This is a genomic window from Microvirga sp. M2 (assembly GCF_047497095.1).
Taxonomy (GTDB): domain Bacteria; phylum Pseudomonadota; class Alphaproteobacteria; order Rhizobiales; family Beijerinckiaceae; genus Microvirga.
On sequence record NZ_CP134063.1, the window covers coordinates 3,553,013 to 3,569,964 of the forward strand.

12 protein-coding genes are annotated in these 16,952 nt (G+C 66.1%); 3 read left to right on the forward strand and 9 right to left on the reverse strand.

Annotated features, from left to right (window positions below; translation table 11 throughout):
• The first annotated feature begins 5 nt into the window (after nt 1–5).
• Complete coding sequence (locus RE429_RS16900) at nt 6–1,046, forward strand: zinc-dependent alcohol dehydrogenase family protein (protein ID WP_414471873.1); 1,041 nt, start codon at nt 6–8, stop codon at nt 1,044–1,046.
• A 49-nt stretch (nt 1,047–1,095) separates the two neighbouring features.
• On the opposite strand, the gene RE429_RS16905 is transcribed toward RE429_RS16900, so the two are convergent.
• Nucleotides 1,096–3,579, reverse strand: a complete 2,484-nt coding sequence (locus RE429_RS16905) for a glucose/quinate/shikimate family membrane-bound PQQ-dependent dehydrogenase (protein WP_414471874.1) — start codon at nt 3,577–3,579, stop codon at nt 1,096–1,098.
• Nucleotides 3,580–3,862: 283 nt separating this feature from the next.
• Between RE429_RS16905 and mgrA the strand changes: the two genes are divergently transcribed.
• On the forward strand, nt 3,863–4,906 hold the full coding sequence (mgrA, locus tag RE429_RS16910; protein ID WP_414471875.1) for an L-glyceraldehyde 3-phosphate reductase: 1,044 nt from the start codon (nt 3,863–3,865) through the stop codon (nt 4,904–4,906).
• 611 nt (nt 4,907–5,517) lie between these two features.
• The gene (locus RE429_RS16915; protein ID WP_414471876.1) at nt 5,518–5,919 is read left to right on the forward strand and encodes a PilZ domain-containing protein; all 402 of its coding nucleotides are present in this window, start codon (nt 5,518–5,520) and stop codon (nt 5,917–5,919) included.
• A gap of 162 nt (nt 5,920–6,081) precedes the next feature.
• On the opposite strand, the gene mutL is transcribed toward RE429_RS16915, so the two are convergent.
• From mutL to ileS, 8 genes are all read right to left on the reverse strand, one after another.
• On the reverse strand, nt 6,082–7,935 hold the full coding sequence (gene mutL, locus RE429_RS16920) for a DNA mismatch repair endonuclease MutL (RefSeq protein WP_414471877.1): 1,854 nt from the start codon (nt 7,933–7,935) through the stop codon (nt 6,082–6,084).
• Nucleotides 7,936–8,011: 76 nt separating this feature from the next.
• Nucleotides 8,012–8,176: a hypothetical protein gene (locus tag RE429_RS16925; protein ID WP_414471878.1), complete on the reverse strand. Its 165-nt coding sequence runs from the start codon at nt 8,174–8,176 to the stop codon at nt 8,012–8,014.
• Between the two features lie 8 nt (nt 8,177–8,184).
• On the reverse strand, nt 8,185–9,501 hold the full coding sequence (locus RE429_RS16930; RefSeq protein ID WP_414471879.1) for a glucose-6-phosphate isomerase: 1,317 nt from the start codon (nt 9,499–9,501) through the stop codon (nt 8,185–8,187).
• A gap of 242 nt (nt 9,502–9,743) precedes the next feature.
• Complete coding sequence (locus RE429_RS16935; RefSeq protein ID WP_414471880.1) at nt 9,744–11,021, reverse strand: M16 family metallopeptidase; 1,278 nt, start codon at nt 11,019–11,021, stop codon at nt 9,744–9,746.
• A 26-nt stretch (nt 11,022–11,047) separates the two neighbouring features.
• Nucleotides 11,048–12,379: a M16 family metallopeptidase gene (locus RE429_RS16940; RefSeq protein WP_414471881.1), complete on the reverse strand. Its 1,332-nt coding sequence runs from the start codon at nt 12,377–12,379 to the stop codon at nt 11,048–11,050.
• A gap of 218 nt (nt 12,380–12,597) precedes the next feature.
• Nucleotides 12,598–13,230 (reverse strand): hypothetical protein, encoded by a 633-nt coding sequence (locus RE429_RS16945; RefSeq protein ID WP_414471882.1) that lies wholly within the window; start codon nt 13,228–13,230, stop codon nt 12,598–12,600.
• A 101-nt stretch (nt 13,231–13,331) separates the two neighbouring features.
• Nucleotides 13,332–13,799, reverse strand: coding sequence for a signal peptidase II (gene lspA / locus RE429_RS16950; RefSeq protein ID WP_414474231.1), 468 nt, complete (start codon nt 13,797–13,799; stop codon nt 13,332–13,334).
• Nucleotides 13,800–13,942: 143 nt separating this feature from the next.
• Nucleotides 13,943–16,891, reverse strand: coding sequence for an isoleucine--tRNA ligase (ileS, locus tag RE429_RS16955; protein WP_414471883.1), 2,949 nt, complete (start codon nt 16,889–16,891; stop codon nt 13,943–13,945).
• Between the last annotated feature and the right edge of the window lie 61 nt (nt 16,892–16,952).

Sequence of the window (16,952 nt, forward strand, 5' to 3'; positions counted from 1 at the left end):
CTCCCATGAAAGCCGTTCTCTTCGAGCAATTCGGCCAGCCGCCCCGCGTTCAGACCGTGCCCGATCCGGCGCCGTCGGCCGAAGGCGTGGTGATCAAGGTGGAGGCCACGGGATTGTGCCGGAGCGACTGGCACGGCTGGATGGGGCACGATCCCGACGTGGTGCTGCCCCATGTGCCGGGCCATGAACTGGCGGGCACAGTCCTCGCTACCGGGAAGCAGGTGACCCGATGGAAGAAGGGCGACCGCGTCACGGTGCCGTTCGTCGGCGGATGCGGCCATTGCTTCGAGTGCAATTCCGGCAACCATCAGGTCTGCGAGCACCAGTTCCAGCCGGGCTTCACGGCTTGGGGATCCTTCGCCGAATACGTGGCGGTCGATTACGCGGACACGAACCTCGTGGCGCTGCCTGAGAGCCTCGATTTCGAGACCGCCGCGAGCCTCGGATGCCGCTTCGTGACCTCCTTCCGGGCCATCGTCGACCAGGGGCGCGTCGGGCCGGGAGACTGGGTCGCCGTGCATGGCTGCGGCGGCGTCGGGCTGTCGGCGATCATGATCGCGGCCGCCATGGGGGCGAACGTCGTCGCCATAGACCTCACGCAGGAAAAGCTCGACTTCGCCAGGCAGATGGGCGCGGTCGCGACGATCAACGCCCGCGAGGTCGCCGACGTGGTCGAGGCGGTGCGGGAGATCACGAAGGGCGGCGCGCATGTCTCCATCGACGCGCTCGGCCATCCCGCCACCTGCTTCAACTCCATCGCGAACCTGCGCCGCCGCGGGCGCCATGTGCAGATCGGCCTCATGCTGGGCGACCATGCCCGGCCGCAGATCCCGATGGACCGCGTGATCGGCTGGGAGCTGGAAATCCTCGGCAGCCACGGCATGCAGGCCTTCCGCTACCAGGCCATGATGAGCATGATCGAGACGGGCAAGCTCCTGCCGCACAAGCTCGTCGGCAAAAGGATCGGCCTGGACGAGGCTCCCGCGGCCCTCATGAACATGGACCGGTTCGAGGGCCTCGGCATCAGCGTCATCACGCAATTCTAAAGGTATCGCTCGCGCAGCTCGGACGGGAACCGCGCGAGCGACGTCAATCCTATTGTTTGGGCAACGCGTAGGCGATCACGTAATCGCCCGCCTTCGTGCCGAGCGAACCGTGTCCGCCCGCGACGACCAGCAGATATTGCCGCCCGTCCGCGCCGGTATAGGTCATGGGTGTCGCCTGCCCGCCCGCGGGCAGACGGTCTTCCCACAACTGCCGGCCGGTCGAGACGTCGTAGCCGCGGATGTAATAGTCGATGGTGCCCGACAGGAAGGCGACGCCGCCTGCGGTCATGATCGGCCCGCCGAGATTGGGCACGCCGAGCGGCAACGGCAGCGGAACGGGGGTGGCGTCGCGCGTGGTGCCGTTCTTGTGCTTCCAGACGATCTTGCCCGTGGTGAGATCCGCGCCCGCCACATAGCCCCATGGCGGGGCCTGGCATGGAATGCCGAGCGGCGACGTGAAGGCATAGAGCTTCACGGCGAAAGGCGCGCCGAAATTCTCGTTGAGCGCCGGCAGGCTTCCTTCCGGGCGCTGATTGCCCTGCACGTAGAGCGTCTTGTCGTTCTGGCGCGGAACGAGCTGTGACACGAAGGCGAGATAGGTCGGCGTCGTGAAGGCGATCCGGCGCTGCGGATCGACCGCGATGCCGCCCCAGTTGAAGACGCCGAAATTGCCCGGATAGATCAGCGAGCCCTGGACCGAGGGCGGCGTGAAGCGGCCCTCGTAGCGCAGCTTCTTGAACGCGATGCGGCAGGCGAGCTGATCGAACAGCGTCGCGCCCCACATGTCGCTCTCCCTCAGCGGCGGCGGATCGTAGGACAGGGCCGAGACAGGCTGCGTCGGCGCCGTTCTGTCGCCCTGCGCGGCGCCCTGTGGCGCAGGCTTTTCGGTGACGGGGAGCACGGGCTGTCCCGTACGCCTGTCGAGCACGTAGAGCTCGCCCTGTTTCGTCGGCTGCACGAGCGCGGGAACGTTCTGCCCGCCGATCGTCAGGTCGATGAGGCTCGGCTGAGACGGCACGTCGTAGTCCCACAGGTCGTGATGCACGGTCTGGAAGACCCAGCGCGACTGCCCGGTCGCGAGGTCGAGCGCCACCACCGACGACGAGAAGCGCTCCACGTTCTCGCTGCGGTTGCCGCCCCATTGATCCGGCGGCTGGTTGCCGAGCGGCACATAGATCAGGCCGAGATCCTCGTCGACGCTGGAGATGGACCAGCTGTTCGGAGAGTTCGGCACATAGGTCTCGTCGGGCGCGATCGGCGTGGTGACGTCGGGCTTGCCCGAGTCCCAGTTCCACACGAGAGCCCCGGTGTTGACGTCGAAGGCCCGGATGACGCCGGACTGCTCGGCGGTCGACACGTTGTCGAGAACCGTGCCGCCGACGACGATGACGCCCCGCGCCACCACGGGCGGCGACGTGGAATAATAGGCGCCCGGATTCACGTTCGGCATGTTGCGCCAGAGATCGATCTGCCCCGTCCCTCCGCCGAAGCTGGTGCAGACGGCGCCGGTTTCGGGATTGATGGCGATCAGGCGACCGTCGGCGGTCGGCATGAAGAGCTTCGCGTTGCATTCCGGCACCGTCTGCGCGCCGGCCGCCGCGGCGACCGGCAGATCGGGCACGGGCCGCGCCTGCCCGTCCTGCGGGGCCGCAGGCGCGGCCGCCGTCACGCCGTCGCCGGGATAGTAGGACAGCCCGCGGCAGGTGAGATGCTGGAGCGCGAGCTCCCCGCGCACCTTCGGCTCGTAGCGCCAGATCTGCTGGCCGGTCGTCGCGTCGAGAGCGATGACGTCCTGATGCGGCGTGCACAGGAAGAGCCTGTTGCCGATCTTCAGAGGCGTCACCTGGAACGTGGTCTCCTCCGGATCGCCCGGACGGCCGCGGAGGTCGCCCGTGCGATAGGTCCAGGCGACCTTGAGATTGGACACGTTGGCGGGGGTGATCTGGTTCAGGGGCGAGTAGCGCTGTCCGTATCCGGTGCGCCCATAGGCGTGCCATTCGCCGGCCGGCACGCCGAGCGCATCGGGTGGAACCTGGGCGCGCGCATCGGGAGCGGTGCCTTCGATCATGCGGTGATCGACGAACCAGGAGGCGACCGCGACCACGAGAGAGAGGCCGAGAATCGCACTCAGCGACAGCCCCGCGCCGCGAAAGGCCGACACGCGCGCCGGGATGGCGCGTTCGGTCCCGTACGGCTCGGTCCTGAGGGCGCGCCTCACCCACGGCGTCAGCAGGAAGAGGCCGACCAGAAAGACCAGGCCTCCGCGCGCGCCGAGAGGCCACCAGTCGAGACCGACCTCCCACAAGGCCCAGAGCAGCGTGCCCGCGACGACGACCGCATAGACCCAGAGGGCCGAAGGACGCGCGGTGACGAGGAGGTAGGCCGTCACCAGAAAGCCGATGCCCGCGAGAGCATAGTACCAGGAGCCGCCGAGGGTGATCAGCCAGATGCCGCCCGCTCCCAGCGCCAATCCCATCAGCGCGATGACGATGCCTGCTCCGAGAAGAACAGGGCTCCACGACAATTTGTTCATGAGGTCCTCTGACAGGCCTATCGGGCACCCCGCTAGAGTATCGAACGCGGGAAGTGGGAACCGGCTTTGCGTGAAAGGATGCTCAAAACCACAAAGGGTCAGGCATCGGGCGCGAGTTCGAGACCGCGCCCGATGCCTTAACGCCGGCCCATAGGAATTGTTCACCCATGGCCGAGCTTTTCCGGCCGGGCTACCTCCGTCGTCGGCCCGGATTCCGGCCTCTCTCGACACGGCTGTGCTCTCTGTGCCAGCCTGCCGCGCAGACAAGCCCCTGGAGGAAGCCATGGCCTATCAGCCCGCCGACAACCGTTACGACGAGATGATCTACAATCGCTGCGGGCGAAGCGGCTTGAAGCTGCCGGCGATCTCGCTGGGACTGTGGCACAATTTCGGAGAGGACAAATCGGCCGCGACCGCGCGGGAGATCTGCCGGACCGCCTTCGACCTGGGCATCACGCATTTCGACCTCGCCAACAATTACGGACCGCCTCCCGGCTCGGCCGAGACGCTGTTCGGCGAAATCCTGCGCAGCGAGTTCCACGGATTGCGCGACGAGCTCGTGATCTCCACCAAGGCAGGCTACCGCATGTGGCCGGGCCCTTACGGCGAATGGGGCAGCCGCAAATATCTTCTCTCCAGCCTCGACCAGAGCCTCAGGCGCATGGGGCTCGACTATGTCGACATCTTCTATTCGCACCGCTTCGATCCGGAGACGCCGCTGGAGGAAACCATGATGGCGCTCGACTCCGCCGTGCGGCAGGGAAAGGCGCTCTATGTCGGCCTGTCCTCCTACAACGCGCAGCGCACCCGCGAAGCATTGGCCATTCTGCGCGAGCTCAAGACGCCCTGCATCATCCATCAGCCGAGCTATTCCATGCTCAACCGCTGGATCGAGGAGGACGGCCTTCTCGATGCGCTCGACGATCTCGGCATGGGCTCCATCGTGTTCTCGCCGCTGGCGCAAGGCATGCTGACCACGAAGTATCTCGACGGCATTCCCGACAGCAGCAGAGCCGCGGCCGGCAAGTCGCTCAGGACGAGTTTTCTGAGCGATGAGAACCTGTCGCGGATCCGCAGCCTCAACGAGATCGCCGCGCGGCGCGGGCAGACGCTCGCGCAGATGGCCCTGGCCTGGGTCCTGCGCGGCGAGCGAGTGACCTCCGCGCTGATCGGCGCGAGCCGCCCCGAACAGGTGGAGGATTGCGTCGGAGCGCTCAGGAATCCCACCTTCACCCCGGATGAGCTCGCGGAGATCGACCGCTATGCCATGGAGGGCGGCCTCAATATCTGGGCGGCCTCGTCGGAACGCACCGGTCCGGCGCGCTGAAGGCGTTCCTGCCTCGCAACGACCGGCGGCGCCGGTCGTTGCGCAATGGATCGGCAGGGCGTCCATTCTTTGCTCATGGAATGAACGGAAGCGCGGCATCTGCGCTCCTCGACCGCGTTGACGCCCCCGGCCTGCGCAATACCATCGGGATGTCGCTGCGATCTCTCGCATGCGGCTCACGCCCTGGCCGCGGGTTCAGCCTCTCGCTGCCAGGGCGCCCAATCTTGAAGGTGTCATCGTGCCGTCACCTGAAGCCGTTAGCGGTTTCGCGTGGGGGCACATGGGGTGGGCTTCACGGATGAACTGAGGCTCATCCCGCCTCCGCAGCCCTGCGACGATCGAAGAGAGCGACAGAGGATGAAACGCGACGAACCGACCTCCTGCCCCAAATGGTTCCCGTTCTTTCTGATGGGGATGGGCTTCGTGGGGGTGTTTGCACGTCAGATCCTGATCTAGCGCCCTTTCGACTTTCCTGAAATCAGCGCTTGTCTTCGGCTCCGCCCCATGCATTGGACTAATGTCCTACGGCATTACCCGAAAGGGGCATTGGAAAATAGTTAACGCAACATTAAGACGAGGCGTGGCGTTAACCATTTCAGCAGGTCGGGCCCATGGGCACTCGCAGCCGTATCGACAATCGCCGACAGGCCCGGCGCTTTCGCACGCAGCATCTCGCCAAGATCGTGCTGGGGCCCGATTCCATGATTTCCTGCCGGATCGTGGATATCTCGACCGGCGGCGCGAGGATCGCCCTCGATCAGAACACGGAGCTGCCTGACGATTTCGAGATCTTCATCGCCGCCCACGACCTCCAGGTCCATCGGGCGCGCCTGTGCTGGCGCCACAGCGACTCCCTCGGCGTCCATTTCGTGCGCTCGACGGACCGGGCGGGCGCCCTTCTACAGCACATGGTCCATGCCCCCGGCTCGTTTCAGGACGAGTTCGACAGGGTGCGGGTTGAGGTGGAGCGCGATCCCGCGAGGCCGGCGAAGGTGCTGCACGGCGTCGCCTAGAGCATCTTTTCACGCAAAGCCGGTTCCCGCTTTTCACGTCCGATGCTCTCCTTCCTTGAGCATCTTTTCACGCAAAACCGGTGCCCACTTTTGCGTTCGATGCTCTCCTTGCTTGAGCATCTTTTCACGCAAAACCGGTGCCCACTTTTCACGTTCGATGCTCTAGCGCCGCCCGAACAATCGCTCGATGTCGCTGAGCTTCAGCTCCACGTAGGTGGGCCGCCCGTGGTTGCACTGGCCGGAGAGCGGCGTGGCCTCCATCTCGCGCAGCAACGCGTTCATCTCTTCGGGCCGCATGCGCCGTCCCGCCCGGATGGAGCCGTGGCAGGACATGCGCGAGAGCACCGCGTCGAGCCGCTCCTCGAGCGGATTGGCGGCCCCTTGTCCCCATTCCGCGAGCGCATCCGCCACGTCCTGCACCAGCGCCTTGATGCGCCCGCCCGCGAGGGCCGACGGCACTTCGCGCACGAGCAGGGCCCCGTGTCCGAAGGGCTCGACGGCAAGGCCGAGGCCCTCCAGCATGGGAGCCTCCGCGAGCACACGATCCGCATCGACCGGATCGAGCTCGACGACCTCGGGGATCAGCAGCAGCTGGCGCGCGATGCCCGAGGATGCGCGCTCGCGCTTCAGGCGCTCGTAGACGAGGCGCTCATGCGCGGCATGCTGATCGACGATGACGATGCCGTCCTGCGTCTGCGCGACGATGTAGGTGCCGTGCACCTGCGCGCGGGCGGCGCCGAGGGGAGACGCCTCCGTCTCCGGCTCGATGTCGGTGAGCGTCGCGCGGCTGTCGGCCGAGGGAGCCGCGAGATCGGGCAGGCTCGCCTGCGTCTCCGCCAGCCCGCGAGTCGGCTCAAAGGCGTGCGGAGCGGGGTCGAGCGGCGCCTGCCAATGGGCGAAGCCGCTCGACGGACGGATGATCGAAGGCCGGTGATGGCCATAGGCCGGGCGTGACGACAGCACGCCCTGCGGACGCAGGCTCTCCAGCGTGCGCGCGCCGACGGTCGAGGACGCACGCATGGAAAAGCGCGTGATCGCCTCCTTGATGGCCGCCACCACGAAACCGCGCATGAAGGCGGGATCGCGAAAGCGCACTTCGGTTTTGGCCGGATGCACGTTGACGTCCACCGTGCGCGGATCGAGATCGATCATCATGGCGAGAACCGGATGGCGGTCGGAGGCCATCACGTCGGCATAGGCGCCCCGCACCGCGCCGAGCAGGAGCTTGTCGCGCACGGGCCGCCCGTTCACGACGAAATGGACGGCGGCGGAGGTGCCGCGGTGATAGGTCGGAAGGCTCGCGAAGCCCGTGAGCCGCACGCCTTCGCGCTCGACGCCGATCGTCATGGCGTTCTCGTTGAAATCGGAGCCGAGAACGCGGGAGAGCCGGCGCAGGAAGCCGTGCTCGCCGGGCTCCTCCGGCGGATAGGTGAAGGACGTGATGTGTTCGCCGGACAGGGTGAACCGCACGGTCGGATGCGCGATGGCGAGGCGCTTGACGATCTCCGCGACGGCCTGCGCCTCGGAGCGGTCGCTCTTCAGGAATTTGAGGCGCGCGGGCGTGGCGGCGAACAGGTCCGTCACCTCGACGCGCGTTCCCTTGGGGGCCGGCGCGGGCCGCACGGGATGCTTCACGCCGCCCTCGACCACGATCATGGAGCCGGTCTCCGCCTCCTTCGTGCGCGTCGTGATGCACAAGCGGGCCACCGCGCCGATGGACGGCAGGGCCTCGCCCCGGAAGCCCAGCGTGTTGATGGAAAACAGATCGCCGTCGGGCAGCTTGGAGGTGGCATGGCGCTCGACGGCGAGTTCGAGATCCGCCGGCGTCATGCCCTGCCCGTCGTCGACGATGCGGATCAGGCGGCGGCCGCCGGCCTCGACGGCGATCTCGATGGAGCCCGCGCCCGCATCGACGGCGTTCTCGACGAGCTCCTTCACGGCGGCCGCAGGACGCTCGACAACCTCGCCCGCGGCGATGCGGTCGACGAGAATGGGATCGAGGCGGCGGACGAGCATGAGGCCCTTCACGTTCGAGGGAATCGGAAAAGACCAAGATAGGGGGCGAGGATTCCCGACGCCAGCATCCGCGACGTTATTCCCCTGGCGATTGAGCGGACCGGATGCGCGATTCCCTGCCGCCATGGCCGACCCGCCCCTCGACGTCGCCGACCGTCGTCATGGCCGCCCTCGGTGCGGCCATCCACGTCCTGGAGGTCATGCGGTCCGAAGCGTCGATGCCCGGCTCAAGGCCGGGCATGAATGCCTTCACGCCTGTGCCAGGTACTGCTTGGCGAGGATCTTGCCCTCTTCCACCGCCGGCTGGTCGAACGGATCGACACCGAGCGCATAGCCGGTGAGGATCGTCTCCAGCATGAAATGCATCAGCAGTTCGCCCACGGCGCGCTCGTCGAGCTTCTCGATATGGATGCGCCGGGTCGGGCGGCCGTTCCTGGCGAGCGTATCGGCGGTGGCGCGGCCCTGGGCGGCCACCAGATCGCCGATGCGTTTGCCCCCGAAGCCCGGCTCTCCGGCGCGCTTGGCGAGCTTCTCGTCCATGAGCGGGCCCTTGCCGGCCACGTCCGTGGTCATGATGGTGAAGAGCTTGTCGTTGGGGCCGGCGAGATAGAGCTGAAGCTGGCTGTGCTGATCCACCGGGCCGGTGGCGGCCACGGGCTGCGTGCCGTTGCCGTCCTTGCCGATGCTCTCGGCCCAGAGCTGCACCCACCAGCGGGTGAAGCGCTCCAGGCGGTCCGCATAGGCCATGGTGACGGCGATGCCCTTGCCTTCTTGAGCGGCGGCCACGTTGAGCGCAGCGCCGAGGGCCGCCGGCGTGTCATTGGCGGCACTGCCGTTGCGGAAAGGCTCATAGGCGTCGGCAGCGCCCTGGCGAATCGCACCGATGTCGAGGCCGAGGACGGCTGCGGGCAGAAGGCCCACATTGGTGAGCACGGAATAGCGCCCGCCGATGCCCGTATGATGCTCCAGGAAGCGCACGCCCTCCGGCTCCAGGAGATCGCGCAGGGCGTTCCTGCCGCCGTCCTTGCGCGGCTCGGACAGGCCCAGGATCATGTCCTTGGGCATGGCCTTCAGGCCCGCCTTGTCGAGGGCGGACAGGACCGCGATGGTCTGCATCAGGGTCTCGCCCGTGCCGCCCGACTTCGAGATCGCCACGAAGCGCGTCGACGACAGAGGCAGCTTGTGCAGCACGTGGTCGAAGGTGATCGGGTCGAGATTGTCGAGGAAGTGGACCCGGGGGCTCTCCGTGAAGCGCCCGGCTCCCGGCACCGCGTAGTCCTTCAACTGGGCGAGGGTCTGTCCCCCCAGGCTCGAGCCGCCGGTGCCGAGGAACACCACGTCCGTCGCGTCCAGGCGCAGCCGGGCGGCCGCATCCCTGACGGAGGCGAGGTCGTCCGTCGTGCGCGGCATATGGAGCAGCGGCAGGCGTCCCGACGAATCGTCCTCCGACAGCCGCTCCATGGCCTTGCCGACGGTCGCGAGGGCCGCCTCGAGCGCCCCCTGCGAAAGACCGCCCTCCCCGATGGTGGATGCCAGGGCGAGATCAATCGATTGCTGCAAGGCCATGCGGTTACTCTCCGACTCGTTTCATAGGAAAGCGAAACTTTAGGGCCGGACAGGGTGGTCGGCTAGCGCATCGTGCGAAAAAGTGGACCCGGATTTCCGCAAGGACGATGCGCTCTCTCCCAGAAGGGGGAATCGAACGCAAAAGTGGGAACGGGTTTTGCGCGAAAATATTCTCACAATCATAATGTTGAAGCGCCGGACATGAAGTCGATGTCACGTCCGGCGCCGTAGGCCAAGCAAGTCTAAAGCCCCGTCGGTCGTCCCGCGATGACGGTCAGCATCCTGCCGGCGCCGAAGATGCGCTCGGCGGCCTTGCGGATATCCGCCTGCGTGACCGAGGCCACCAATGGGTTGCGGCGCCCGATATAGTCGATCCCGAGGTCTTCGAACGCGATCTGCGCGAGGGTATGGGCGATCTTCGTCGAGGTGTCGAAACCGAGAGCATAGGAGCCGATGAGGTAATCCTTCGCCTTCTGCAGCTCCTCGTCGGAGGGACCTTCCTCCTTGAGACGCGCCATCTCGCTCGCGATCACGTCGAGGCACTCCACCACGCGCTCGTTCTTGGTTGCGGTATAGCCCCAGGTCATGGTGGCGGCGCGATAGCTGACGAGCGAGGTGCCGACGCTGTAGGCGAGACCGCGCTTCTCGCGCACCTCCTGGAAAAGGCGCGACGTGAATGAGCCGCCTCCGAAGATGTGGTTGAGCACATAGGCGGGAATGAAGCCGGGATCGCGCCACGCGATGCCGGGCGTGCCGAACCGGATGACGGATTGCGGCACGTCGATATCGACGACGATGCGCGAGCCGACCTTCTGCAGGGACGCTGACTCGATGACGGAGAGCGGCTTCGCCTCGGGCAGCGCACCGAAGACGTTGTCGAGCAGCGCCGAGAGATTGTCGGCCGATATGGCGCCGACGACGGCGATCTTCACGCGGCCGCGCGCGATCATGGCGCGATGCATCGCCATGAGGTCGTCCCGCGTGATCGCCGCCACGCTCTCGGGCGTGCCCGAGGTCGGGCGGCCGTAGGGATGGCCCGCGAAACCCTCCTCGAAGAAGCGGCGCGTGGCCATGACGCCCGGATCGTTCTGCTGGTAGCGCAGGCCCGCGATGGTCTGGGCGCGCACGCGCTCGATGGCGTCCTGGTCGAAGCGCGGTTCGACGAGAGCGAGCCGCAAAAGCTCGAAGGCTTCGTCCGCATGCTTCACGAGCGTCTTCAGCGAGCCGCCGATGGCGTCGTTGCCCGCATTGAAGGACAGCTCGATCGCACGCGCGGCGAGGCGCTCCTGGAAGGCGTCGGAATCGTACTCGCCCGCGCCTTCGTCGAGCAGGCGCGCCAGCATCTGTGCGACACCCGGCTTGTCGGCCGGATCATGCGCGGAGCCGCCTTCGAAAATGAACGAGACGGCGATCAGCGGGACCACGTCTGATTCGACGTGCCAGGCCTCGACGCCGGTCGCGGAGGTCAGAGCCTTCACGGTCGTGGGGGACGAGGACAGGGTTTCAATGGAAGCGGTCATCTTTCCCTCGAATCTCAGGCAGGCGGTCAGGATGCCGACTTCTGCAGATAGCCCGTCACGGAACGGCGGGCGACGAGATAGCGCTCGGCGGCGGATGCGAGATCCTCCTTGAGCACGGTTTCGATTTCCACGGGCCAGCGGCGCACTTCCTCGATCGTCTCGCCGATGGCGAGAGCCGAACCGTAGATGCGTGCGAGCGACGACTGGCTGTCGGTGGAATAGATCGTCTCGGCCACGAGACGGGTCTTGGCGCGCTCGATGGAATCGGAGTCGAGCGCCTCGGCGGAAATCGTCTTCAGCACCGCGTCCACCGCCTCTTCGAGGGCGGACAGGGATACGCCTTCGGCCGGGACCGCGTAGACGCAGAAGCGCGTGTCCTCCATGGCCGAGGACATGTACCACGCGCCGGCATTCACCGCGACGCCGCGCTCCATCACGAGCTTGCGGTAGAGATAGGATGTGGGACCGCCGCCGATCACCTCGGCGAGAAGTTCGAGCGCATAGCAGTCGCGATGCGTCGCCGTGCGGCAGGACGGCACGAGGTAGAGCCGCTGCAGCGTCGGCTGCTCGACCTTCGGATCGGCCACCGTGATGTGACGCGCGGCCACCGGTTCGGGCTCGCGCGGCCGCACGCGCACCGGGCGCTTGCCCTGCGGGCCGATGCGGCCGTATGTGGCGTCCGCGAGACGGCGCACCTCGTCGGCCGTCACGTCGCCGGCCACGACCAGAATGGCGTTCTCGGGCGTATAGAAGCGCTTGTAGTAATCGAGTGCATGCTCCCGGTTGAGCGTCTCGATCTCGTGCATCCAGCCGATGATCGGAATGCCGTAAGGGTGATGCACGAAGAGCGAAGCGGCCATCGCCTCGGACAATTGCGCGGAGGGATCGGTCTCCACGCGCATGCGGCGCTCTTCGAGCACCACGTCGCGCTCCGGGCCGATCACGGATTCCTCTAGGAGCAGATTGGTCATGCGGTCCGCTTCGAACTCCATCATGACCTTCAGGTTCTCGCGCGCGACGCGCTGGAAATACGCCGTGTAGTCGAACGACGTGAAGGCGTTCTCCTGGCCGCCGAGGCCGGACACCACTTTCGAGAACTCACCTGCCGGATGTTTCTCCGTGCCCTTGAACATCAGGTGCTCAAGAAAATGCGCGATGCCCGATTGTCCGATCGGATCATCCGCCGATCCGTTGCGATACCACACCATATGTGTCGCGACGGGCGCACGATGATCGGGAATCACCACGACGTCGAGACCGTTGTCCAGGGTGAAGGAGGACAGATTCGGGCCGCTGCCTTCCGTGCGCCCGAAGGACGAGGCGTCGGCTCTGAGGATGGGCTTGGAGGCAGTCTTCATAATGGTTCAACCTTGGAAGCAGCAAAACGTTTCGTAGGGTGATTCCTACGGGATAGTCTAATCCGGGAAGCAAGCAAGCGAGGCAGGACACCTTTCGGTGCGACATGGTTTTGCGCCTGCGGGCCTCAAACAGGCTTGGCTTTGCGAGGCCCCTAGAACGTTTTCAGGCGAAGCGGGTGAAACCCGTTCGCCTGAAAAGGAAGGAAAAGAGCGATGCGCTACTGCCTGCGCTGCTGCTGTTGCTGGATGAAAGCCTGCGCGCTGTCGGGGTCTCCCGTCGGCTTCGGATCGACGGATGCCTTGAGAGGCGCACCGGGCGCGGCCTTCAGGAGATTGGCCGGCGGATCGCTCAGGTAACGGCGCTCCAGGCCGTTCCCTTCGAGCTCCACCTTCTGATTCTTCCCGAACGCGCGCAGCTCGTCCGGAGTCATGCGGCTGTTTTCCTTGCCCCAGCCTCCGGAAGGCTGCGGAAGGGCGTCGCGGCTGTTGGGATTGCGGCCGGCGCGGATCTCGTCGATGGACAGCCGCTTGCCTTCGCTGAGCTTGTGGAGCTCGGATTCCGTGTAGGGAGTCTTGGCTTCCTTCGCGGCCTTGCGGCGGGCGGCCAGGTCCGGATCCTTGGGCCAGTTGGCGTTGGAGGCCTCGGCGCCGTACGATGCCACCGGAGGCGGAAGATCCATCTTGGGCGGCAGCACCAGCGGCGCGCGCTCATTGTAAATGATAGGATCTTTCTCCTTGGGAATGATGCCGATGCTGCCGAGCAGGCTCTTCACGGCCTCGCCCTCCTGCGCCGAAGCGGAGGATGCGGCCACCAGGAACGCCAGCGCCCCTGCGAAGCCAAAAATTCTCATTCCCTTCATGGCACACCCACCCACCATTGTGTCTCGTTATGTCTGGAACGCCTGATCGCTCTTTAGGGCGAACATATGGCAGCTTGACAGGCAGACGGGGCTTACCGGCCCCGTCGCCCCTCCAGAACGAAGGAGTCATAAAGCAATCCAATGACACCCGCAACGATGGCCGCATCGGCCACGTTGAACACGTACCAGGACCAGTCGCCCAGGTGGAACTGGATGAAGTCGAACACAGCCCCGTACCACAGCCGGTCGATGACGTTGCCGATCGCCCCGCCCACGATCAGCCCGAGGGACGCCGCCAGCAGCTTCGCCCTGGTGCGCCGGATCCAGACGGACAAGCCGATGGCGGCCAGGATCGAGACGACGATCAGGACCCAGCGCCCCAGATCCCCGTCCTGCTGGAAGAGACCGTAGGAGATGCCGCGGTTCCAGACCACGATCAGCTTGAGGAACGGGGTCAGGACGATGGGCTCGTTGATCGGCAGATCGAGAGCCCGATAGGCGTAGATCTTCGTGGCCTGATCGAGGATCAGGGTGATCAGGGCGAGCGAAAAACCCAGGATCGCCGCCGCGGGAAGCCCGGTCCGGGTCGCGCGGTCGCCCCTGGGGGCGCGGGGTTTGGCCGCCGCGCGGGAGCGCTGCGGCGCCGAGGAGGGAGCGCCGGAGGGAGCACCCGGAGCCGGCGTCTGGGAGTTTTCGCCTTTGATCATTCCGCAGCCGCCTTCAGCCGGTCCCACTCACGAAGGGCTTCCGCATCCCGCGGAGTCACGTCCGGATAATCCGGGTCGCTGCCCACCTCGGGCGTGACTTTCCAGGAGCGGGCGCATTTGCGGCCTCGAGCGAGTTCCGGCACCACGGCCACGCCCTTCGCGTCCTCGAGTCGGAACGCCTCCGCGGGCCCCTCGCCCTGCATCACCTGGATGGCCGAGGTGATGCAGATCTCGGCCATGTCGAGTCCCTGGACGGCCTCGAAGAGGCCCTGGTCGGCGATGAACACGACGGGAGCCGCCTCCAGGCTCGCGCCGATGCGCTTCTGCGCACGCTCGATCTCGAGCGCGCCGGTGATGACGCGGCGCACGCGGCGCACCTTCGCCCAGCGCTCCGCCAGCGCGTCGTTGCGCCATTCGGGCTGCACCTGCGGGAACGTCTCGAGATGCACGGATTCCGCATTCGGGAAGCGTGCGAGCCACGCCTCCTCGGCCGTGAAGGCGAGGATCGGCGCGATCCAGGCCACCACGCAACGGAAGGTCTGGTCGATCACGGTCAGCGCGCTCTTGCGCGCGACGCTCGAGATGGGATCGCAGTAGAGCGTGTCCTTGCGAACGTCGAAGTAGAACGCCGACAGGTCCGTGGTCATGAACGAGTTGAGGAGGGCTACGACGCGCTTGTAGTCGTAGTTCGCGTAGGCCTCGCGCATCTCGCCGTCGAGCTCCACGAGACGATGCAGCACGAAGCGCTCCAGCTCCGGCATCGTGCCGAACGCGACCTTGTCGGCCTCGCGGAAATGGGCGAGCGAACCCAGCATCCAGCGGATCGTGTTGCGCAGCTTGCGGTATGTTTCCGCCGTCGTCTTGATGATCTCGGGCCCGATGCGCTGGTCGTCCCAGTAATCGACCGAAGCCGTCCACAGGCGCAGGATGTCGGCGCCGTAGTCCTTGATGATCGCCTGCGGGGCGACCGTGTTGCCCAGCGATTTCGACATCTTGCGGCCCTGCTCGTCGAGCGTGAAGCCGTGTGTCACCACGATGTCGTAAGGCGCGCGGCCGCGCGTGCCGCAGCTCTCGAGCAGCGACGAGTGGAACCAGCCGCGATGCTGATCCGTCCCTTCGAGATACATGACCCGGTCGGGCCCGCCGTCGACCTTGCGGCGAACCTGCAGGTCGGGGCGCTTCTCCAGCGCGAAGGCGTGCGTGCAGCCGGAATCGAACCACACGTCGAGAATGTCGTTCACCTTCTCGAAGTCGTTCAGATCGTAGCCGCCCGCTTTCAGGAAGCGCGAACCGTCATCCGCGTACCACGCATCCGCGCCCTCCTTCTCGAAGGCCTCGGCGATGGCCCCGTTCACGCGCTCGTCCTTCAGGATCTCGTTGGTGCCCTTCTTCACGAAAACCGCGATCGGAACGCCCCAGGCGCGCTGGCGCGACACCACCCAGTCGGGACGATTGGCGATCATGCCCGTGATCCGGTTCTCGCCCGATTCCGGCACCCATTGCACGCTCTCGATGCCGTTGAGCGCGCGCTGGCGAAGGGTATCGCCGTGAGCGTCGAGCGGTTTGTCCATCGAGATGAACCATTGCGGCGTATTGCGGAAGATGAGCGGACCTTTGGAGCGCCAGGAATGCGGATACTGATGCTTCAGGCGGCCGCGCGCGATCAGCGCGCCGACTTCCACGAGCTTCCTGATCACCGCTTCGTTCGCGCCCGCGTCCTTGCCCTTGTCGTCGTAGATGCGCTCGCCGGCGAAGAACGGCACGTCGGGGAAATAGGACGAGTCGGGCGCCACCGTGTGGGGCACCTCTTTCGTGCCGCAGGCTGCGAACACGTCGCGATGCTTCACATAGGTGTTGTAGTCGTCCGCGCCGTGGCCCGGGGCCGTGTGCACGAAGCCCGTGCCCGCATCGTCGGTGACGTAATCGGCGGGCAGCACCGGCACCGCGAAGTCCCAGTAGCCGTTCGCGCCTGCCAGGCCGCGGAACGGATGCGCGCAGCGCTCGATCATCACCGGCAGCACGTCCTTGACGCGCTCGTAGCCGGCGACGCGCGCGGCCTTGAACACGTCGGCCGCGAGCTTGTCGGCCACGACCAGGCGGTCACCCACCCGCGCCCAGTTGTCCTCGGCGGCTTCCGTCACCGTGTAGAGGCCGTAGGCGATGGTCTCGCCATAGGCGATGGCGCGGTTCGCCGGGATCGTCCAGGGCGTGGTGGTCCAGATCACGACCGATGCGCCCTCGAGATCGGCGTCGAGCGTGTTGGTGATCTTGAACTTCACCCAGATCGTGGTCGAGGTCTTCTCGTGATATTCCACCTCGGCTTCGGCGAGAGCGGTCCTCTCGACCGAGGACCACATGACCGGCTTCGAGCCGCGATAGAGCTGGTCGCTCGTCGCGAACTTGATGATCTCGCGGGCGATCTGCGCTTCCGCGTCGTAGGACATGGTGAGGTAGGGGTGCGCCCAGTCGCCGCCGACGCCGAGGCGCTTGAACTCCTCGCGCTGGACGTCGATCCACTTCTCCGCGAAGGCGCGGCACTCGCGGCGGAACTCGACGATCGGCACCTCGTCCTTGTTCTTGCCCTTGGCGCGGTACTCCTCCTCGATCTTCCACTCGATGGGAAGGCCGTGGCAGTCCCAGCCCGGCACGTAGTTGGAGTCGAAGCCGAGCATTCCCTGCGAGCGGACGATCAGGTCCTTCAGGATCTTGTTGAGGGCGTGGCCGATATGGATGTTGCCGTTGGCATAGGGAGGCCCGTCGTGCAGCACGAAGCGCGTGCGGCCCTTCTGGACCTCGCGCAGGCGCTCGTAGAGCTTCATCTCGTTCCAGCGTTCCAGGAGGATCGGCTCGCGCTGGGGCAGCCCTGCCCGCATCGGAAATTCGGTCTGGGGCAGGAAAAGGGTTTCGGAATAGTCGCGAGCGGCGCTCTCAGGTCTGTCGGTCATGACGGTCAATCGATCCAAGCGGCCCCTGATTCCGGGGCTCATTCAGGCTGCATGTGAGGCG